Genomic DNA, 20,710 nt, shown 5'->3' on the forward strand with positions numbered 1-20,710 from the left:
AGTCACTTTTGAAGAACTACTGGTTACACTCGTTTTGATTTTGTAGATTTTGATTCTTAACAGACTCTTAACTCTCGATTACCTCTGGATTTCTATCTTGTGTAAACTCTAAAGCCATGAGACGGTTCAAATACATAGTTCTATTTCTCATCTTTCAGATCATTCTGTTTTCATGTAAAAAGGATGGTTGGAATCCTCCAAAAACCGGTGATTACTTTACTTGTTTGGTGAATGGGGAGCGTTTCGAAACGAAATACAGCTTTTACTGCAGCGGCAGATCATTTTATTATTACAGCGCAGGCACTGCTGGATTGGATGACAGCTACCTTCTTGCTAAAGGCGTTAATTGTGATACCGGGGAAGGAGTTACATTAAGAATGAAAGGCTTGGAACCTCAGGCAGGCTATTACAACGTTCTTGATACCCTTCTTGCTGATTCAGTTTTTCCAGCTTACAACCGAGGCACTATTTTTTACGATCAACTCCAATCGGGCTATATTCAAATTGATGAATTCTCTCCACGCGATGGTGGTCAGGGCGAATTTGGAAACTTCGCGGGCAGTTTTGAATTTGCTATTATGAATGATACCTTGGATACAGTTATTCACATTACTGAAGGACAATTTCGTTTTGCTGTCCCGAACATATGGTAAAAAAACCCCCACCTCGGAGAGCAGGAGTTTTTTTTATAAATGTTGCTTTGTGTCTCAATTAATGATGCGACTTCAATTTATCTTTCTCCTTAGCGAGAATGACTTTTAAACGGTCAAAGTTTTTCTGAGCTGCAGTTTTGAATGTATCCGCCTCATATTCTACGAAGACATCCTTGCCGGGAAGAAAAACCCGCACTTCAACCTTTTTTGCTCGCTCAGGAGTTTCACGTAGTGACTTTAAGTAAATATCTGCTTTAACGATCTGATCGTTGTAACGCACCAATTTGTCAAACATCTGTCCGACATTGTCAATTAATTCTTGGCTGGCGTTGAAGTTTACAGGTTCTATGGTTTTGTCCATGGTTATTGAGTTTACTTATTCGTTACTAATTTAGTCATTCAAGGTAGTTGCAAACATGATATGCGTCACCAACTTTTTAAAATCTGTTAATGCACATAAGGGATTACCTCTATAATCTAACATCAGAACAGGCAAGGATTGTTCAATGCTTGCATGAACTCATTATGGAAACACCGGCGATAGAAGTCAAGCGTCGGTGGAATCTTCCTTTCTATTACCGAAAGTCGTGGATCTGCTATTTCAATATCCTTAAGAACGGAAATATGGAATGGGCTTTCACGCGGGGGAATGAACTCAGCAATGAAGACAATTGGCTGGAGGCACGGGGTCGCAAGCAAATCTTCAGTGTCAATTTTGCCACCGTTGATGATATCGATATGCAGTTAGCTAAAGTAACCTTACAAGAGGCGTTACTGCTCGATGAGCATGTTCCCTATTCCGCAGGGAAAAAGCCATCTCACTGATTTTCAAATAGGTCTTTACTGCAAATCCCAGCGATTCACATGCAGAGAAACTAATTTCCTACAGGAATTGCATTGGGTCAATCGCAAAAATATTTCTTGAAATTGAATTTTTTCTTGAACTAAATGAAACCTTAATTCGAGCAAGGGCGTAAACGAGTGCAACAACTGCCTATAGAATTATGCTAAAAGTGAAAATCGGACTACGAGGATTAAATCCCTCGGAAAAAGTAGAAAAAGCCCAACGTGTGGTGTCCGGGATGAGCAAAAGCCAAATCTATAGCAAGAATAAAAAGTTGATAGAGGAATTGACATCGGCCCAAAACGCACTTAATAAGGCAATTGAAATGGCCGAATACGGAGACCGAAGAGCGATCGCAGCGAGAAATCTATGCGTGAAGAATTTGGATGCCAAATTGAGGCAAGCTGCCTCCTATGTCGAAGCCTTGAGCAACGGTGACAAAAAAGAGATTGAATTGACTGGTTTTGAATTGCGAAAGCGCAACAATCAAGCCGCCGAGTTAATCCATCCGGAGAACTTTCGCATTAAGCGAACGGACAATACGGGAGAACTTCAATTGATTTGGTCGCCCGTAAAGAATAGCAAAAATTACCTGGTTCAAAGTTGCCTTAAAAAGGAGGCAAAAAACACAGATTGGACAACCATTAGCTACAGCACGAAAAGTCGATGCTTAGTGGACAATCTGGAGCCCGGAAAAACATATTACTTCAGAGTCCTGGCCATAGGTGCCGGGGGAATCGGCCCCCCTAGCAACATTGAATCTATTATGGCCGCCTGACATTACTACCCCCTTAAGCTGTATGTCGGTAAGGACAAGACGCCCGAGTTAACGCTCGGGCGTTTTTTTATGAAAACAGAAAAGCCCCGATAAACGGGGCTTCTCAACGATATATTTGTTTAATCCAAACCCTCTAACGACTAATAACCAGCAAGATATCAATCGTAAGCAAGAAAAATTCGGAAAGGCAAATGTACGTAAACTTTACGGTTAAGAAGCTTCACTTCGTGCTTCTAAATCCGAAATAGGAATGATCAACTCAGTTGTTCCCGTTGAATACGGAGCCACTTCATATGGGTTGTAGATGAGAATCAGTCCTTTGGAAGAATAGCCGATATTATCCGGAAGGATAAACCCTTCTTCAGGAAAAATAAAGCCTGCATCATTAAGCGGTTCATTGATTGAGATACTGTGATGTGCTCTGAATTTTCGTTCGGCTACTTCCTTAAGATGGACTCCGTAACGCTCCACAAAATCAATTGGCATACCGTCTTTTAAACTGTAAGACTGAATAAGAGTTGCCGAGTTTCCATGAGCTCCTCCCATAAACTCGCTGTCATTCACCATTACCGTGAAGACAGTATCGCCAACAATTGAAGACTCCCTTCCTTCCAGATAGAGATACCAAGACGTCGGATCATCCGGAAATTCCATCTTGAACAACTCATATCCCTCGATAAAACTTGCTGCAAGTGATTCCCAAGATCCCGTGGATCGCGGCTCAGGCAATCTGGACCTGATCAGCTGCCGGTATTGGTCTTCAATATCTGTATTGACTTCAGCTGTAATCACTGTGTCACCGCCTTTCAAAAATGGTAAAACTATTTTTACCTCTGTACATTGTTCGCTGGCACAGTCAGCCTCACGTTCAGAAAATTCTTTAAAATCCACTGCATAAGTCGGTGCATTATCTGAGCTTTCTTCAGACGTATTTTCAACGGTGCTCCCACAAGAAGCAAGGAATAAAGTGAGAATAAGGGGAAGGAAATTTTTCATCTATAAATTGTATTGACCTTTTAAAACTGTTTTCAATTGCTCCAATACTGAAGCGTGGGGTGCATCGGGATACTCGTCCAGGAACTCATCAATATCGAGCATATACTGCTGAATCAAATCGGGATCTGTGAAGACATCCGAATTCTCCACGACAGTCACCACTTCCACGGCCACCATAAAATCTCCCTTGATGGCACTGGAAATGAGAACATCCAATTCATCCGTCGGATAAATACCCGCATGCCAAAACACGGAAATGATCATGGCCCGCAGTTCTTCAAACTCTTCATCTTGCAAAGCACTGATCAGTTCGGGAATCGCCTCTTGGGTTTTTAATTCTCCCAAGATCTTTTCAATCCTTGATCGAATATCTGTTTCGTCGGGCCAAGCCAAGTAAGCTCTGAGCAACGGCTTGATCAACGAAGCATTCCCCTGTTCGGGAATCTTTTGCAAGGCACCGATTACCTCAGTGGTTTTAGTCGAATGTAGAAGGCTCATTAAGGCCTCTACCCTTTTATTCTTTACTGTTGACATTTATTCTAACTTTTATGACATTCGTTTATGCCTGATCTAGAGGGTTCATTAGCAAGGCGCACGCAGTTTTAAAATTAAGGAGTTGACAAATGTCAATGACTGATTTTAAAACAAGTGGAACGAAGATAATGAGCCATATGGACAGGCACTAATTAAAGACCGCAGAACCGATTCTTACCATCGTCGAATCGCATTCCACCGCAATTTTATAATCATTACTCATCCCCATACTGAGGGTTTTCATCTCCACATTTGAGGGGGTTTCGGCTTCCGCCAAACGGTCAAAAATCGATTTCAAACTTTCAAATTCACTTCTGATTACGGCTTCTTTATCCGTATTGGTGGCCATTCCCATGAGTCCTTCTACTCGAACATTCTCCAGCTCAGCCAATTCGGCCGAGTGAATCAACTCCGTCAACTCGCTTTCGTCCAATCCGAACTTCGACTCTTCTTTTGCAATGTGCATTTGCAATAAAACGGGAATCACTCGATCGAACTTCTTTGCTTGTTTGTTGATTTCCTTTAAGAGCTTGAGGCTATCAACCGCATGAATAAGGTGAATGTAAGGGGCGATATACTTCACCTTATTTCTTTGAAGGTGGCCAATAAAATGCCAGCAAACGTCGTCGGGAAAACGCTCTTTTCGCGCCGTTACATCTTGGGCTTTGTTCTCGCCAAAATCGCGATGCCCCGCCTTATAGGCTTCGAGAACGGCCTCGTCAGGGCTGTATTTTGAAACAGCGATAAGTTCTGTATTCTCGCCCAATTCACTATTTATTCGCGCTATGTTTTCCGCTATTCCCATCCTTCCATTTTCACTAATGCACCGTCACGGTAAACAGGTATCACACGGGTTTGGTTTGGCGTCAAGCAGTATTTAATATCCTCATTCAAATTGAGGTTTCTCAGTCTTCTTCTATGAGAAGAAGCTTTTAAAAATGCGAAGTAGTTATTTTTGGCTTGGCGGTAAAGAAACAAGGAAGCAATGGTGGAGTCTTCGTCGCTGATATAATCTCCAGTTTCCAACAAAGACTCCGTGATAGCTCCTGCACAAATACTGTCCTCCAAGTTGAACTTCCCTTGCCAACCTGAGGCCAACAACAAGACATCTCTGGGAGATTGACTGAGGTAGTCAATCACAGACTGAAGGTTTACCAGTGCACCAACAAGAACTTCGTGTGTCTTCGCTGCCTTATTGATGGCTTTCGTTCCATTCGTAGTAGTAAGCACGAGCGTTTGACCTTTTACAAAATCCTTCATATAACTATACGGCGAGTTTCCGAAATCAAAGCCCTCAACGATTTTCCCATTGCGCTCCGCTCCTACCAAGTATCCTTCATCCTTAAAAGCTTGAGCCTCTTCTACGGAGCTAACCGGAATCATTTTGGCAGCCCCATTGTCAAAAGCTGCACAAATTGCAGTAGTAGCACGCAACACATCAATCGCCACCACCGTGGTGTACTCTTGTTTATACAAATCAAACTCCTCAGGGGAGAAACAAACTTCTACTCTACTCTTGCTAGGCATTCTTGAAAAAGGGGAGTTTGACCACTTTGGCCTTCAGGTTCTTATTTCTTACTTGAATGAAAATCTCCGAATCGGGCGATTTATAGTCATTGGCTACATATCCCAATCCGATGGCCGTTCCGAGCGATGGACTCATCGTTCCCGATGTCACCACGCCAATTTTCTCACCTTCGGAATTTACGATTTCGTAGTCCTTTCGGGGAATACCTCGGTCGATCATTTCGAAAGCGACTAATCTTCTAGAGGTACCATTCTCTTTGTGACCTTTCAACACGTCCGCATCGACAAAGTCTTTGGCGAATTTGGTGATCCATCCCAACCCCGCCTCAATCGGCGAGGTGGTATCGTCAATGTCATTGCCGTAAAGGCAAAAGCCCATTTCCAAACGAAGGGTATCGCGAGCAGCCAATCCGGCAGGCTTCATTCCGACCGCTTCTCCCGCTTTCAAAACTGCATCCCAGATTTCTTCGGCGTGCTCGTTCGGAACGTAAAGTTCGAAACCACCTGCACCGGTATACCCCGTTGCCGAAATGATAACGTCGTCCACTCCGCCGAGTTGATCAGCCGTGAAAGTATAGTAACCCATTTCAGACAAATCCACCTCAGTGAGCGTCTGCAGCGCCTCCGTTGCTTTAGGCCCTTGAACGGCCAGCAGCGAATAGTGATCGCTGGCATCTTCGAGTTCCGCTCCGAACTTATTTTGGCTTTGAATCCACTTCCAATCTTTCTCAATATTGGACGCATTTACCACCAGAAGGTATTCCGTTTCGGAAATGCAGTAAACAAGCAGGTCATCTACGATTCCACCTTTGCCGTTTGGGAGGCAGGTGTATTGCACCTTGCCGGGAAATAGCTTTGAAACGTCATTGCTGGTTACCCACTGCAAAAATTCGAGGGCATTCTCTCCGCTCACAAAGAACTCACCCATGTGGGAAACATCAAAGAGGCCCGCGGCTTCTCTAACGTTGCGGTGCTCGTCATTTACTCCCGTGTATTGCACGGGCATTTCGTAGCCAGCGAAAGGAACCATCTTGGCCCCGAGAGCAATGTGCTTATCGTATAATGCAGTTTTTTTCATGTGTTGATTTTACGCGGGCAAAGGTAACATTTCATCTTGTCACCCTAAGCGTTGAATTCTCTTATATTTGGCTGGTTTATCAGCCTAAAATCAATGCAGTTCCCCAGAAGAAACGTACCCAGATGGATCATTTTTTTGATCGACACCTTTCTGGTGATGGTTTCGCTGTGGCTGGCCTACATGCTGCGGTTTGAATTCAAACTACCCGCGGTTGAAGTGGGCCCTCTGATTTTTGCATTCCCGATTTACATGATCATCCGCATCCTTTCCTTTATGACCGGAAGGACTTATGCGGGAATCATCCGATACACGGGCACCGAAGACTCCGTTCGCATTCTCAAAGTCATCATTGGCGGAAGCCTGCTCATGACTCTCTTCAACCCGATCAAGTATTTCTTTTGGGATGCGGCTTACTTCCTCCCCTTTTCGATCATCATCATCGACGCCATTTTGAGCTCGATTTTGATGATTGTTTTTCGCATTGCGGTAAAAATGGCCTACGTGGAAATCAAGAATCCACGAAGTGAGCGAAAGCAGGTGATTATCTACGGTGCGGGCGAAGCGGGTATCATCACCAAGCGAACCCTCGACCGCGATGGGGAAACGCGGTACCGCGTGGTAGCCTTTGTGGATGACGATGCCAAGAAACAGGGAAAGCGGATGGACGGCGTTCCGATTTTTCACACCGATAAGCTGGACGAATTGCTCCGATCCAACAGAATTGAGAACCTGATCATTTCCATTCAAAATCCTCGTATCAGCAATCGGAGGCGAGTGATTGAAGCCGCCTTAAAACACCAGACACAAGTGCTCAATGTACCTCCCGTAAATCAATGGATCAACGGAGAGCTGAGTTTCAATCAGATCAAGGACGTCAAGATTGACGACCTTTTGGGAAGGGAAGTCATCAAGTTGGAAGACGGCAAAGTCGAAGCCGCGATTAAGGGTAAAACCGTTTTGGTGACCGGCGCTGCGGGTTCGATCGGCAGCGGGTTGGTTCGGCAAATTGCGACTTATAGCCCCAAGAAAGTAATCGCCTTCGACCAAGCGGAATCGCCGATTTACGATTTGGAAAATGAACTGAGGTCAAACTTTCCTGACCTAGAACTGGAAGTGGTGATTGGCGACATCTGCAGAACCAAACGCGTGCACAACGTTTTCAAGACCTTCCGACCGGAAATGGTCTTTCACGCCGCGGCATACAAGCATGTTCCGTTGATGGAACTCAACCCCAGTGAGGCCGTTTTGACCAATGTCTTTGGATCCAGACTTTTGGTGGATAAGGCCATCGAGTTTGAAACCGAAACTTTCGTTTTGATCAGCACCGACAAGGCGGTGAATCCAACGAATGTAATGGGCGGATCGAAGCGGATCGCAGAGATTTACGCGCAGAGTAGCAACAAGCGGGGAAAGACAAAATTTGTGACAACGCGATTTGGTAATGTTCTCGGTTCAAACGGTTCGGTCATTCCCCTATTCAAAAAACAGATCGAAGCCGGTGGACCGGTAACGGTGACTCATCCCGAGGTCACACGGTATTTCATGACCATTCCCGAAGCTTGTCAATTGGTATTGGAGGCGGGGGCGCTTGGGCATGGTGGAGAAATCTTCGTTTTCGACATGGGCGAAAGCGTCAAAATAATTGACTTGGCGAAGCAGATGATTCGCTTGAGCGGATTGGAGTTGGATCGAGATATAGCGATCAAGATTACAGGATTACGACCTGGTGAGAAGCTTTACGAAGAATTGCTCAACAACGAAGAGAATACCTTAGCCACGCATCACCCGCAAATTAAAATTGCGCAGGTAAGGGAGTATCCGTTTGAGGTGGTAAACGAGAAGATAACCCATTTGGTGGAGCTCTTTGACCAACAAAACAACGACCTACTCGTTCAAGAGATGAAGGAGATTGTTCCAGAATTTAAAAGCAACAACTCCGAATTCAGTAAATTTGACGCGTAATTCAGCACAATGACAGACAAGAACATCGAAATCGCTAATACCCAACGCGAAATCGAACAGTACATCGGATTAGGCCCGAACAGTTTAATTTTCAATTTTTCCGAGACCAACGGCAAGACTTTATTGCACTTGGTCACTTTGAACCCACGTCACAATCAGTCCTTTCTCTTTCACGACGAAGAAGGCTACGACAAGGTGGACGTGATGAAGAAGATGCTGAAATACGTCAAAAATTACAAGGACAAAGAAAGTTCGTACACCATTCAGTGGAGACGAACGGATGAGGACGTATTGAACACGTCTTACTTTAGTGCGAAGAATGTTCAATCGGCATTGGACAAGTTGTTTTATGATCGTGATCCGAATAGTATTATGGTATTCAGTGTCATCATGAACCCTACAACTTGATGCATAAAACATTTCCACTGCACATCCGATTCAATGATCTAGATGCGTTCGGACACGTGAATAACGCCGTGTACATCACCTATTTTGAGGAAGGACGATCTCGTTGGTTTCAAGATCAAATCGGGAAAAATTGGGATTGGGCAACAAGCGGTTACCTTCTAGCAACCAATGAAGTGGAATACAAGCTACCGCTTCTTTTCACTGATGAGGCGTTTATCGAATTATGGATTTCACAGATCGGAACGAAGAGCTTTGAAGTGTCTTACCGCATTTACAAGAAAGTAAAGGACGAAAATATACTTTGTACCACAGGAAAGTCCAAGGGTGTCTGTTTCAACAATCGGACGCAAAAATCCATCGAGATCCCCGAAGAGTGGAGAAGAGTATTTGAAGCAGATTTAGACAAGGCTACGGCCTAACCATGAATCGTTTCCTTCTTCCCGTACTTTTCCATTAAGGTACTTTCGAATTCCAAGTACTCATTCCAACGTGCATCCACGTCAATGCCTTCGCCATATTTGCGTGCGAAGCGAAGGAAAAGGGTGTAGTGGCGGGCTTCACTGGCCATTAAGCCTCGGTAGAATTTGCGCAGGTCTTCATCGTTGATTTGCTCGGAAAGCAATCGAAATCGCTCACAGCTGCGGGCCTCGATCATAGCAGATACCAAGAGTGCTTCTACCAACTGATTCTGACGGCTACCTCCTTTTTTACTATAGGCTCGCAGATCATTCACATAAGCATCCTTTTTTTCAAATTCCAATTTGAATCCTCTCTCCGTCAGCTTTTCATGTACCATGGCAAAATGCTCCATCTCCTCCTTTGCCAACGCCGTAAATTCCTTGACCATATCAGGGTATTCAGGAAATCGAGTAATCAGCGTGATGGCCATCGTTGCAGCCTTCTGCTCGCACCATGCATGATCTATAAGGATTTGGTCGATGTTCTTCTCCACGATATTCACCCACCTTGGATCAGTGGGAAGTTTTAAGCCTAGCATTCCTTGAGTTTTGTGGGTACAAAAATCTCCATTTCGCATCAATCGACCAAGCGGTGTTCATTCTTTGATTGCCAAATGGTGGGGAAACGACTTGCAAATCTGTATTTTGGTCAAGTGCAGTTCGACTGCAACGCTCAAATCCACCACCTATGAAAACGACCCTCGGAGGCATTTTTCTCTATTCTGAAAACCCGAAGTACCTGGCAGACTGGTATAACAAGAACTTTGAAATAGAGTACGAGTACGCCGAAGATTACAAAGCCTATTACGTTTCGTTTCCCTACACGACGAAAGACGGAAAAGAGGAAAGCTACACCGTGTTTTCGATCCTCTACAACAAACACCGCCCTTTCGTAGATGGAAAATTCTTCACGATAAACCTAAGGGTGCAAAACCTGGATGAGACCCTAGAAAAGCTGAAGGGAAACAAAGTCGAGGTCCGCGGCCCTGAAACCCACGACGAAGGAAAATTTGCCTGGACGAATGATCCTGAAGGGAACTTTATTGAGATTTGGGAAGACGCGAAAAGTTAGTGAGCAGTTAAGAAGTGTTCAGTGAAAAGCGCTGTCATTTCGAGTGTCACGCGGAGGAACGGAGCGGGATGTATCGAGAAAGCAGGGCTGTCATTTAGAGCAACCATTGTCAATACCCAATACTCCATACCCTATACCACTTCAAAAACCGATTGCCTTTTCGCGTGTTTCAATATCATGAAAAACACATTCCTTTTTTTCATCCTCTTTTTCGTCATTGGCTGTAGCCCGAGCTCGGGGCAAAATGAAACGGATACGGTTTACACCCTCAAATCAGGCGACCAATTCGGAACGGGGAAATGGTACATGGGTCGCGAGATCGCTTATGTGATGGGCTTTCACGGCATGGATTGGCTCGAAAGACCCGAGCGCGAGGAGGAAGAAAACGTCTCTAAACTTCTCAAAAACCTCGACCTCCAACCCACTGATGTGGTAGCCGATATCGGCGCGGGATCGGGATACCACGTTTTTAGAATTGCTCCCAAACTCACGGAGGGAAAAGTCTATGCGGTAGACATTCAGAAGGAAATGCTCGATGTGATGCAATCGAAAATCGAAGAAGATGGAGTCGAAAATGTGGAACTCATAAAAGGCGAAGAAAAAACCACCAACCTCCTTCCCAACTCAGTCGACAAAATTCTGATGGTCGACGTGTACCACGAGTTCTCCTTTCCACGGGAAATGATCGAGTCGATGAAGCGAGCATTGAAACCCGATGGAGCCATCTACCTCATCGAATACCGAAGAGAAGACGACTGGGTACCGATCAAAACGGTGCACAAGATGACGGAAGAACAAGCGGTCAAGGAGTTTGAGGCTTCGGGATTTTATCTCGACAAAAACATCGGAAATCTGCCTTGGCAGCATTGCATGATTTTTCGAATCGAGTAGCTTTGAGGTCATGGAATGGATCTCAATCAGCGAGCAGCTCCCCGAAGACAACCAACGCGTGTTGGCCTTTCTACCGAAGAATATAGTCTACCTGCCGGGAAAAACGGGTCAATCAAAACTGCTACCCGTTATCTTCTTGCGATTCGCTAAAGACTTTTTCGGACCAAAGAACCCGAAGCGAGAAAAATTTGGCCCTCACTTTTGGCTTGGCGAAGGCCAAAGCAATCAATACTTTGATGCAGTTTCTCATTGGATGCCCGCACCTGAAGGGCCTGGCGGAGAGGTAGAAAAAATGATTTAGCTGACCTTTTAGTAGCCGATTTTTATAAATGAAAAGGCCCTTTTCTGCCGAGAGAATTGCCCCCGACAGAAAAAGAAACACTTTTCAAACAACCATTACTTCCAACCTCCTCCGAGAGATCGATACATATTTATTCGAGCATTCAATTGACGCTTCTTGGTTTCGATCAAATCGAATGTAGACTCGAGTGCATCTCTTTGGGTCAGCAATACTTCCATGTAATCAGCCCTTGCCGACTTGAAGAGCGTATTCGAAATATCGATGGACTCATTCAGCGCATCCACTTGATCTGAAAGCAAAGCATACGATTGATCCAAATTTTCCAAATTGGAAAGCTGATTGACTACTTCGATGTAGGCTTTCAAAAGCGTTTGCTCGTAGTCGTATATGGACTGAACTTGACGGGCATTGGCACTTTGGAATGCCGCCTGTATGGCTTTTCGATTGATCAGCGGCGCGGCCAAATCTCCCGCCAGCGAAAACAGCATAGATTCGGGCGTCTTCAATAATAGATCAGGCTGATAGGCATTCAATCCAATCGCGGCAGTAATGTCCAACGTGGGATAAAACTGTGCTTTGGCCGACTTCACATCCAAATTTGCCGCCGTCATTCGCATTTCAGCTCCTCGGACGTCGGGACGATTTTCTAGCAATTGCACGGGAATACCCGCTTGAACATCGAAGAGATCTAAATCCAGAAATGGAGAGGAATTTCGTTCCACTCTCTGCGGAAATCTTCCAACGAGAAAGTTGATTTGATTCTCGGCTTCCACGATCTGCTGATTGAGTTCAAATTCAATGCTCTTGGTCTTGAGCAACTGAGCTTCAAACCTTTTTACGGCCAACTCTGTAGCTCGGGCAGAGGCTTTCTGAAGGCGCGCTGTGTTCAAAGCATTGGTTTGGATTTCAATGTTTCGTCGGACGAGTTCCAATTGGCTATCCAATGCCAGCAGCTCGTAGTAGGTATTGGCGATTTCTGAAACCAGATTGGTAACCATGAAATTCTGTCCTTCCACACTCGACAAGTAGCGACTGAATGCAGCCTTCTTTGCGTTGCGTAGTTTATTCCAAATATCCACCTCCCAAGAGGCAAAAGCTCCAACAAAGAGATCCGGAACCGGATCGGGCATTTCCGTTCCGGGTCTGATATCCGTGGTCGCTTCATTGGCACCTAGTGGCGTGTAGCGGGCGGTTTTATCCAAGCCCGCTCCTGCTCCGAGTCCAACCGACGGAAGAACCTCTCCCTGTCTTGCACCGACTTCGAAATTGGCAATCTGGATTTCCATCAGAGTGATTTGAAGTTCCTGATTGTTTTCGAGAGCCGTGTCTATCAGTGCCTGCAAGTATGGGTCGGCAAAGAAATCTGCTCGTAAAACATCCGCAGTATTGATAGTATCTCCGCTAGCTTGATAAACGTCGGGGACAGTTCTGTCCACCGTTTTCTGTAGCGATTCGGGTGTTTGGCAAGACGAAAAAATCAAAGCCAATACACCGAGTCTTATCAAATATTTGATCATCTTTTTCATCAGTTCTCTGTTTGTTTTTCTTCGCTCAAAGGCGATTCGTCTTCATCTTTTATCAAGTGCCTTCCATCCGCCAAAGAGGCAAAAATGAAGTAGAGCCCGGGGACAATGACCACCCCGAAAATGGTTCCGAAAAGCATTCCACCGAGAGCCGATGCTCCGATGGTTCGGTTTCCAATGGCTCCTGCACCTGTGGCAATGATAAGCGGAATCAAACCGGCGATAAAAGCGAATGAAGTCATTAAAATTGGTCGGAATCTAACCCTCGCTCCCTCAATGGCAGCCTCGAGAATCGACAAACCTTGCTGCCTTTTCTGAACGGCAAACTCGACAATCAACACGGCATTTTTACCCAAGAGTCCCACCAGCATGATGAGTCCGATCTGCGCGTAGATATCGTTATCAAGTCCCATCATTTTCAATAAGAAGAAGGAACCGAATACCCCAACCGGGAGAGAGAACACAACCGAAAGCGGAATGATAAAGCTCTCGTATTGTGCAGACAGAACGAAGTAGACGAAAATCAATACAATCGCAAAAACATACAGCGCTTCGTTTCCTCTGTTTGCTTCATCGTATGAGAGTCCCTCCCATGCGATGTCGTAGCCTTTCGGCAAAGTAGTTTCAGCTACTTCGGTGATGGCCGCAATGGCATCAGCCGTTGTGTAGTCCTTTGCCGGCAGTCCGCGAATCGCCGCTGAATTGTACATATTGAAACGAGTGATCTCGTTAGGGCCTTGCTTCTTCACCATTTTCATAAAGGCGGAATAAGGAACCATTTCTCCGTGGTCGTTTTTCACAAAGAGCTTCAACACGTCCGAGGGTAGCCTTCTGAATTGGGGATCGGACTGAACGTAAACTTTAAAGAAGCGCCCGAATCGGATAAACCCTTGTTCGTAGGTACTTCCGATCAAAATGTTCAGGTTTTCCATGGCTTTGCCAATGGATACCCCCTTCTGCATGGCAAGTTCATTGTCGATCTCCAACTCGTACTGCGGATAATTGGCAGCGAAGAAAGTGAACAGACCAGTGAGTTCGGGTCGCTCGCTGAGATCGGCCAAAAACTGTTGATTGATCTTGTCAAACTCTTCGTAGTCGGTGGTGGTTCCCTTGTCGAGGAGCCGCAGCGAGAAACCACCCGACGAACCAAATCCGGGTATGGCCGGTGGTTCGAAGAACTCGACGATGGCGCCGAGATCTTTTGACTCTTCCTCGAGTTCTTCCATGATCTCCTTTACGCCGTGCTTGCGTTCAGACCAAGGTTTGAGGTTGATGAGGCAAGTCCCGGCATTGGAACCACGACCTTCCGTCATGATTTCGTAACCCGCCAATGATGAGACAGACTCGACGTCTTCAAACTCTTCGCAGATCTCGAGGAGTTCCTGAGCTACCTGATTGGTTCTCTCCAGCGTGGCACCCGGAGGAGTTTGGATGATCGCGTAGATGGTTCCCTGATCCTCATTGGGAATAAACCCTGATGGCAGGATGCTGTTTTCGAAAACTATTCCTAACCCGAAAACGATGAGCACGGTAAACGTAACCCACCTTCTGCTGACGATGGAACGCAAGAGCCAAACATAGCGCCCGGTGAGTTTATCAAATCCGCTGTTGAAGGAATCCAGTCCTCTGCTGAGCAAGTTGGTTTTCTTCGGTTTTCCGTGGTTGTTCTTGAGTAACATGGCGCAGAGAACGGGCGTAAGTGTGAGGGCAATAATTGCCGAAATCACAATGGCACTGGCCATGGTAATGGAAAACTGACGGTAAAATGTACCGACAGGCCCACTCATAAAAGCAATCGGGATAAACACCGAAACCATTACCATGGTAATGGCAATGATGGCACCGGTAATTTCCCTGAGTACCTTTTGCACGGCTTTATAAGGTGTCAGGTTTTCTTCCTCCATCTTGGCGTGGACGGCCTCGACGACAACAATGGCATCATCGACCACAATACCAATGGCCAACACCAAAGCGAACAAGGTGACCAAGTTGATGGAAAGGCCAAAAAACTGAATGACGAAAAAGGCTCCGATGAGTGAAACGGGAACGGCCAGAATCGGGATCAGGGTCGAACGCCAGTCTCCCAAAAAGAGGAAAACTACCAAAGCCACCAGGAGAAAGGCATCGCGCAACGTGTGCAAGACCTGCTCCATCGAGGCATCCAAAAACTTTGAGACATCATAGCTGATTTTGTAGTCCACTCCGGGAGGAAAGATTTCTTTCATCTCTTCGAGCTTGGCTTTCACTTCTTCAATTACCTCACTGGCGTTACTTCCGTAGTTCTGCTTAAGCACTATTGCCGCAGAAGGATTTCCATCGAGATTCGAGTAGATATCAAAGAATTCGCTACCCAGTTCAACCGTCGCTATATCAGCCAAATGAATACTTTCTCCCTCGGCATTGGCTCGAATGATGATCCTTTCGTATTCTTCGGGTTTGTTGAACCTCCCTTTGTAAGTCAGAACGTATTCCAAAGATTGAGCTTCAATTCCCGAACTTTGACCGATTCTACCCGGACGTCCGATGATGCTCTGCTCTTGCAGGGCCTCCATGACCTCCTCTACGGAAATGTCGTAGGCTCGCATCCGATCAGGATTGAGCCAAACGCGCATAGCGTAGGTTCGACTTCCCAGGATATTGGCCCTTGCGACTCCTTTTATCCGATTGATTTCGGGAATCATGTGGACATTGGCATAGTTGTAAAGGAACTTCTCGTCGATGCTTTCATCCTCCGAATAGAGGTTGACGTACATCAACATACTCGGCTGAATGGGAGTAATGATTACCCCTTCTCGCTGCACCAGTTCAGGAAGTAAGGGCATTACTTGATCGACCCTCGTTTTGACTCGAATTACCGCCTGGTTTGGATCGGTGCCCGGTTCGAAAATGATGTTTAATGTGGCCTCTCCTGCACTCGTGGCATCGGTAGCCATGTACCGCATTCCTTGTACCCCATTGATGGAGTTTTCGAGGGTGATCAGTGTGGATTTCACCAATACATCAGCGCTCGAACCAGGATAGGCAATGAATATACTTACCGTGGTAGGTGCAATCTGAGGGAATTGTGAAATCGGCAATTGGCGGATAGCCAATGATCCGGCAAATACGATAATCACCGAAATGATGATGGCCAAAACAGGCCTGTGTATGAATCGCTGAAACATATCTTTTCTTTTTAGAACTGAATTACTCAGCGTATAGATTGAGATGATTGATCACCGAATCGGGGCTGGCAAAATGATAGGAGATTTCGTCATTCGCCTTGACGCGACGCAGTCCTTCAAGGAGAATTCGATCGTTTTCATCCAAGCCCTCCTGAACAATGAAGAGATGCTGCAGCTCAGCGGCAACGACTATTTCAGTCGGAACGACCACTCCCTCATCCGTAATGGTGTATACGAATTTCTTGTCGAGAACCTCGAAAGTTGCTTTCTGAGGTATGAGCAAGGCATTCTCGAATGGCACGTGCATCTGAACACTACCCGTTTCACCGTGGCGAAGCAATCGCTCGGGATTTGGGAAAGTGGCGCGGAAAGGAATGTTCCCCGTTTCGTTATTGAAGTCGGCTTCAATGGTTTCAACTCTTCCTTCGTGTGGAAACATTTTGTTGTTGGCGAGCTTCAGGCTTACTCGAATAAGACTATCACTCTTCACTTGCGCTTGATAGTCGAGGTATTCGGCTTCGGGCACATTGTAGTACACCCACATTTTGCTGTTGTCAGAAAGATTGGTGAGCAAGTCACCCTCTTCCAACAAGCTACCTTCTCTGACGTGAAAGCGATCGATAATTCCATCAAACGGCGCTCGTATTTTGGTAAAGTCCAAGTGAACTTGGGCTAAAGCCAATTCAGCCTTGGCATGGTCGAGCTTTGCTTGAGCCATAGCCAATTCATTTGGTGCTACCACGTTGCTGTCGGCGAGCTTTTTGGTGTTTTTGAATTCTATCTCGGCAAAGCTGACTTCTGCTTGAGCCTTTTGCTTTTCGGCCTCATAAAGGTTGGGCATGATTTGAAAAAGAAGTTGTCCCTTTTGGACGGTTTGCCCTTCGTCGACAAATATTTCAGTGAGGTAACCGCGTTCTTGAGCCATCAATTCTATGTGACGAATGGACTTGATTTGGCAGACATAGTCTACCACAAGAGAAGTGTCTTTTCGCAAGGGCGAGGACACCAAGAATTCACTTTTTCTTTCTTCGTGGTGTTCTTCGTGATCGCAACTTACTTGAAATAACACGGCGCAGAGGCCAATAAGCATGAGAATTTTATTCTTCATAACCAGTACTTGTAAAAGCAGTCTGAGCTGCTTGAGTTAATGAAATATGTATGTGTTTGGAAATGCTCTTTTAGCGAGAAATCGCCAAATAGCCGAATAGGATTCTTCTCTTCAACAGGGAGTTGAGAGGAACAGAATCACTAAATCAAAAAAGGATCAAATTCTAAATACCTCGAAGAGGATGCACTTGCTCGTAGTGACGGCAGAAGATGCATCGGTGAGGTGCAAAAGCGTAATGTAAGTAGCGTGTGAAGAGGCAATAAGGTAGCTACAAGCCTTAAAGAAGACGCTTATGTTCGTCAGAAAAAGAGGGCTCCGCTTTTCGTCTTCGGTCTCCTCTTCTTCGACATCAGCAACGTCTGCGTGATGAAAGTGAACTCCATTGCTTTTTGATGGATGGAGGTAAGCAGATGTAAGATTGGTCGAATGACTCGCGGAAACATCACCTAAAACTTCTTGAGCAGATGCCAAGTCTCTTCCTCCATTCTCATTGCTCTGAAATTGAGCAAAAGAAATAAAGCTGCTTATGAAAGCAACGCATAAAACGAAAAGAGGCCTGAGGCAAATTTTGGTCATTCTGAGTGCGAAATTAGAGCAAGTTTAGATGACGTCCAAGCTATTTCTTTGAATTACGCCAAGGAATATTTAAAGTTTCTTAAAATGATTTTAGATCATACTAAAGTGCTCCTTAGATTTACTCAAATGAAAAACGGAGCTTGTGGCTCCGTTTCAATTCTTTTTTCAGTAAGTAGGATAAAGTGACTAACTAGTCGTACTTCCCTTTTGCGTTTTTCTTGGCCTTTTTTTCAGCGCGTTTTTCCATCATAGACTTAACGGGGGCTTTCTTGGCGCTATTCTTTTGGATGTTTTTTTCTTTTGCCATCTCAGTAATCGTTAGAGATATTAAGGCATTCAATAGTTTGAAATACCTATATAAAGGTATGTAAAAGACCGGTTCAATAATCTATCTATCGAAAAATATTTAAGCGAAAAAAATCAGCCAAAAAAAAGGATGACCACCACTAATTTTAGTGTGGCAGTCGCTTTAAGAGAGCTCCGTAAGCGTATGTACCCAGAGCAGCGGCAGTAATAACTACGATGAAGACCATATATCCGTAACCAAAGTTGACAAACATGGGACCGGGACAAGCTCCTGTGAGGGCCCAGCCCATTCCGAAAATGGTTCCACCGATGATGTAACGTCTCCACGTTTTTGCCTTATCGTTGAATACAATGGGCCTTCCGGCAATGTCTTTCAGGCTCATCTTTTTGATTATCATATGGGCGATTACCCCTATGATGACAGCCGTACCGATAATGCCGTACATGTGGAATGCTTGAAATCGGAACATCTCCTGAATTCTGTACCACGATATGGCTTCAGATTTCGTCATAACGATTCCAAAAAGGATTCCTGCCAGTACGTATTTGATTGCTTTCATATTTAAAATGTAAAGTTCGTAATGATGTTAAAGTGATTGTAATTAGATTGATAGTAAACAATCTCAGATGGCACGTCTTCTTGAGCTTGCTTATGGACGTAAAGAAGACGAATATCCAAGCCTTCAAACCAGTTGTGAAAATGGTAGCACAGCTCCAAGTTCAGCTGATCGTAGTCGGCTATGCCGTATTTATTGTACTCGTAATTATCCCAACCGGGGCCATCATAGTGGACGTAATCTACTTTAGCCGAAAGGCGATCGCTAAAGTCTTTTTTCAAACGAATATCATAGAGCTGACCATTGCCCGTACCTTCTATCCTACCGCGAGATACGGTAGCAAAAAAGTTCTCTCTACCCCACTCCCTTGGAAAGAGAAAACGACCTTGATCATTTAAGGTTAAGGCATTAAAACTTAGATCAAAACCTTTGTACTTAATTCCTGCTTGCCCCCCAATTCCTTTGGAACGATCTCCTGAACTCACATAGGAATGATCCTCATCCTCATTCCCACCTTCGCCAATTTTATCTTGCAGCATTGCTTCAATACCTCCGTAAATGGAGACATTTTCACTCAAGGGAGTCTCGCCTTCAATCTTACCGTAAAAAGTACTTACAAGGTTGTGAGCGTGATAGTACCAACCTGAGGCTTTCAAATGTGAGTTAAACTTATGCTCGAATCCCAAGATGGCCAAGCCACTGCTGGAAATGTGCTCGTGATAGTGAGCAGTGTCTCCTTCAGGTGTAAATCCTTCAGCACTGATACCTACGGATTCTTCTAAAGAATACCATTCAACAGTGCTTCTCGGAGAGACATGGGTGATCCACATAGCGTTGATCCGAGTATTTTTAATCTCATTGAATTCCATCGTTAAGCCTTGAAAAGCGTACGGTTTCATTCTACCATCCGTTAGGTTAACAAAAGGTGTTTCAATTACTTGCCGCCCATAAGAAACAACCGATTTGCCAAAGTGATAGGCCAGGAAAAGCTCTTCCAATCGATCCAAGTCGTGCTTATTGGAAGGATTTTGCACATCAAAGAGTTGAAGCTCAAAAGCAGGGTATCTCCCTGCTATGGGGTCTTTCACGTCTAAATCACTGCTGAACAAGTCGAATGAAAAAATCCCACCGATTCCCAACTCAAAGCCTTTGAATCTGGCTGTTCGAAAATCGATTCGCATACCGATTGCATTGGCATATTGCGTATCAAAAGGCCCGGTATGGTCAGTCAGCATGAAATAATTGCGAACATGACCTCCCCAATGTCCATGGGTAAAGAATTCCCTCAAGCTATGGATCTGCTCGCGTACTCGAGAGCTATCCACTCTGGAGGGATGATCCTGATGGTGTTGAGCCATCATAGGAACCGCAGAGATGAGGATCAATATGGACAAAATGAGCCGCTTCATTATCCTAAGATCAATGGCAATAAAACAAAAGTTGAAAACAAGCCTCCGATGAAGAAACCGATCACGGCGACTAAAGACGGTAGCTGGAGATTGGAAAGTCCGCTAATTGCGTGCCCCGAAGTACAACCCCCGGCGTAGCGAGAACCAAAACCAACAAGAAATCCACCCAGCACCAATAGTATCCAGCCGGATGGATCAGCCAAGGAACTCCAAGAGAAAATCTCAGTTGGCTGCATTCCTTCAGGAGCACTCAATCCCAATTCTGCCAAATCGGCTTTTGTGGCCTCAGAGATCTTTACCCCTTCGCCGTTATTCATCCAAGTCGAAGCGATGAATCCACCGATAATCGAACCGACCAAAAAGAGGAGATTCCAACGCTGCGAGCGCCAATCAAATTTGAAGAACTCGCATTGTTTTCCTCCTCCTGTAAGGGCACAAATCGTTCTAAAATTGGAACTAAAACCAAATGATTTCCCGAAGTAAATCAGTATCAGCATTACCAAAGCAATCACAGCACCCGAAGTGTACCACGGCCAAGGATCTTTCAACATTTCCAGCATAAATC

23 protein-coding genes are annotated in these 20,710 nt (G+C 45.1%); 9 read left to right on the forward strand and 14 right to left on the reverse strand.

Annotated elements, in window-relative coordinates; translation table 11 throughout:
- Nucleotides 1-116: 116 nt before the first annotated feature.
- Nucleotides 117-653, forward strand: coding sequence for a hypothetical protein (locus O3Q51_12690; protein ID MCZ4409672.1), 537 nt, complete (start codon nt 117-119; stop codon nt 651-653).
- A gap of 58 nt (nt 654-711) precedes the next feature.
- Here O3Q51_12690 and O3Q51_12695 read toward each other — a convergent pair whose 3' ends face one another.
- Complete coding sequence (locus tag O3Q51_12695) at nt 712-1,014, reverse strand: HPF/RaiA family ribosome-associated protein (GenBank protein ID MCZ4409673.1); 303 nt, start codon at nt 1,012-1,014, stop codon at nt 712-714.
- Between the two features lie 164 nt (nt 1,015-1,178).
- Between O3Q51_12695 and O3Q51_12700 the strand changes: the two genes are divergently transcribed.
- Together O3Q51_12700 and O3Q51_12705 are read left to right on the forward strand one after the other, a co-directional pair.
- Nucleotides 1,179-1,478 carry a hypothetical protein gene (locus tag O3Q51_12700; GenBank protein MCZ4409674.1) on the forward strand — a complete coding sequence of 100 codons (300 nt, stop codon included), beginning with the start codon at nt 1,179-1,181 and terminating at the stop codon, nt 1,476-1,478.
- Nucleotides 1,479-1,666: 188 nt separating this feature from the next.
- On the forward strand, nt 1,667-2,275 hold the full coding sequence (locus O3Q51_12705) for a fibronectin type III domain-containing protein (GenBank protein MCZ4409675.1): 609 nt from the start codon (nt 1,667-1,669) through the stop codon (nt 2,273-2,275).
- 210 nt (nt 2,276-2,485) lie between these two features.
- Here O3Q51_12705 and O3Q51_12710 read toward each other — a convergent pair whose 3' ends face one another.
- The 5 genes from O3Q51_12710 to gcvT form a co-directional block, all read right to left on the reverse strand.
- Nucleotides 2,486-3,271 carry a DUF3298 domain-containing protein gene (locus O3Q51_12710; GenBank protein MCZ4409676.1) on the reverse strand — a complete coding sequence of 262 codons (786 nt, stop codon included), beginning with the start codon at nt 3,269-3,271 and terminating at the stop codon, nt 2,486-2,488.
- Entirely contained in the window at nt 3,272-3,805 is a 534-nt protein-coding gene (locus O3Q51_12715; GenBank protein ID MCZ4409677.1) for a HEAT repeat domain-containing protein, read from the reverse strand.
- Between the two features lie 148 nt (nt 3,806-3,953).
- Complete coding sequence (locus O3Q51_12720; GenBank protein ID MCZ4409678.1) at nt 3,954-4,610, reverse strand: YggS family pyridoxal phosphate-dependent enzyme; 657 nt, start codon at nt 4,608-4,610, stop codon at nt 3,954-3,956.
- On the reverse strand, nt 4,601-5,332 hold the full coding sequence (locus O3Q51_12725; GenBank protein ID MCZ4409679.1) for a 2-phosphosulfolactate phosphatase: 732 nt from the start codon (nt 5,330-5,332) through the stop codon (nt 4,601-4,603). The genes O3Q51_12720 and O3Q51_12725 overlap by 10 nt, the downstream gene beginning before the upstream one ends.
- Entirely contained in the window at nt 5,325-6,410 is a 1,086-nt protein-coding gene (gene gcvT / locus O3Q51_12730; GenBank protein ID MCZ4409680.1) for a glycine cleavage system aminomethyltransferase GcvT, read from the reverse strand. Before gcvT ends, O3Q51_12725 begins: the two co-directional genes overlap by 8 nt.
- Nucleotides 6,411-6,503: 93 nt before the next feature.
- On the opposite strand from gcvT, the gene O3Q51_12735 reads away from it, so the two are divergent.
- Genes O3Q51_12735 through O3Q51_12745 form a run of 3 tightly spaced genes read left to right on the forward strand, consistent with a single transcriptional unit; the run spans nt 6,504 to nt 9,199 of the window.
- Nucleotides 6,504-8,372 carry a nucleoside-diphosphate sugar epimerase/dehydratase gene (locus O3Q51_12735; protein ID MCZ4409681.1) on the forward strand — a complete coding sequence of 623 codons (1,869 nt, stop codon included), beginning with the start codon at nt 6,504-6,506 and terminating at the stop codon, nt 8,370-8,372.
- Between the two features lie 9 nt (nt 8,373-8,381).
- A complete protein-coding gene (locus O3Q51_12740) occupies nt 8,382-8,780 on the forward strand; it encodes a hypothetical protein (protein ID MCZ4409682.1) in 399 nt (132 codons plus the stop codon).
- Entirely contained in the window at nt 8,780-9,199 is a 420-nt protein-coding gene (locus tag O3Q51_12745; protein ID MCZ4409683.1) for a thioesterase family protein, read from the forward strand. Before O3Q51_12740 ends, O3Q51_12745 begins: the two co-directional genes overlap by 1 nt.
- Here O3Q51_12745 and O3Q51_12750 read toward each other — a convergent pair.
- On the reverse strand, nt 9,196-9,777 hold the full coding sequence (locus O3Q51_12750; protein MCZ4409684.1) for a tRNA-(ms[2]io[6]A)-hydroxylase: 582 nt from the start codon (nt 9,775-9,777) through the stop codon (nt 9,196-9,198). The two genes, O3Q51_12745 and O3Q51_12750, sit on opposite strands and share 4 nt — an antisense overlap.
- 149 nt (nt 9,778-9,926) lie before the next feature.
- Here O3Q51_12750 and O3Q51_12755 point away from each other — a divergent pair, with 149 nt between their 5' ends.
- The 3 genes from O3Q51_12755 (at nt 9,927) to O3Q51_12765 (ending at nt 11,502) form a co-directional block, all read left to right on the forward strand.
- A complete protein-coding gene (locus O3Q51_12755; protein MCZ4409685.1) occupies nt 9,927-10,310 on the forward strand; it encodes a VOC family protein in 384 nt (127 codons plus the stop codon).
- Nucleotides 10,311-10,487: 177 nt separating this feature from the next.
- The gene (locus O3Q51_12760; protein ID MCZ4409686.1) at nt 10,488-11,201 is read left to right on the forward strand and encodes a class I SAM-dependent methyltransferase; all 714 of its coding nucleotides are present in this window, start codon (nt 10,488-10,490) and stop codon (nt 11,199-11,201) included.
- Nucleotides 11,202-11,211: 10 nt separating this feature from the next.
- Nucleotides 11,212-11,502 carry a DUF551 domain-containing protein gene (locus tag O3Q51_12765; protein MCZ4409687.1) on the forward strand — a complete coding sequence of 97 codons (291 nt, stop codon included), beginning with the start codon at nt 11,212-11,214 and terminating at the stop codon, nt 11,500-11,502.
- Between the two features lie 95 nt (nt 11,503-11,597).
- Here the strand turns inward: O3Q51_12765 and O3Q51_12770 are convergent, their stop codons facing one another.
- From O3Q51_12770 to O3Q51_12800, 7 genes are all read right to left on the reverse strand, one after another.
- Nucleotides 11,598-13,028, reverse strand: a complete 1,431-nt coding sequence (locus O3Q51_12770; protein MCZ4409688.1) for a TolC family protein — start codon at nt 13,026-13,028, stop codon at nt 11,598-11,600.
- On the reverse strand, nt 13,028-16,189 hold the full coding sequence (locus O3Q51_12775) for an efflux RND transporter permease subunit (protein MCZ4409689.1): 3,162 nt from the start codon (nt 16,187-16,189) through the stop codon (nt 13,028-13,030). The genes O3Q51_12770 and O3Q51_12775 overlap by 1 nt, the downstream gene beginning before the upstream one ends.
- A 22-nt stretch (nt 16,190-16,211) precedes the next feature.
- Nucleotides 16,212-17,297, reverse strand: a complete 1,086-nt coding sequence (locus O3Q51_12780; GenBank protein ID MCZ4409690.1) for an efflux RND transporter periplasmic adaptor subunit — start codon at nt 17,295-17,297, stop codon at nt 16,212-16,214.
- Between the two features lie 156 nt (nt 17,298-17,453).
- Nucleotides 17,454-17,873, reverse strand: a complete 420-nt coding sequence (locus O3Q51_12785) for a hypothetical protein (protein MCZ4409691.1) — start codon at nt 17,871-17,873, stop codon at nt 17,454-17,456.
- A gap of 452 nt (nt 17,874-18,325) precedes the next feature.
- Nucleotides 18,326-18,739, reverse strand: coding sequence for a YeeE/YedE thiosulfate transporter family protein (locus O3Q51_12790; protein ID MCZ4409692.1), 414 nt, complete (start codon nt 18,737-18,739; stop codon nt 18,326-18,328).
- Nucleotides 18,740-18,741: 2 nt separating this feature from the next.
- The gene (locus O3Q51_12795) at nt 18,742-20,145 is read right to left on the reverse strand and encodes an OprD family outer membrane porin (GenBank protein MCZ4409693.1); all 1,404 of its coding nucleotides are present in this window, start codon (nt 20,143-20,145) and stop codon (nt 18,742-18,744) included.
- On the reverse strand, nt 20,145-20,702 hold the full coding sequence (locus O3Q51_12800; protein ID MCZ4409694.1) for a YeeE/YedE thiosulfate transporter family protein: 558 nt from the start codon (nt 20,700-20,702) through the stop codon (nt 20,145-20,147). Before O3Q51_12800 ends, O3Q51_12795 begins: the two co-directional genes overlap by 1 nt.
- Nucleotides 20,703-20,710: the final 8 nt, after the last annotated feature.

Source organism: Cryomorphaceae bacterium 1068, from assembly GCA_027214385.1.
GTDB lineage: Bacteria > Bacteroidota > Bacteroidia > Flavobacteriales_D > Cryomorphaceae > JAKVAV01.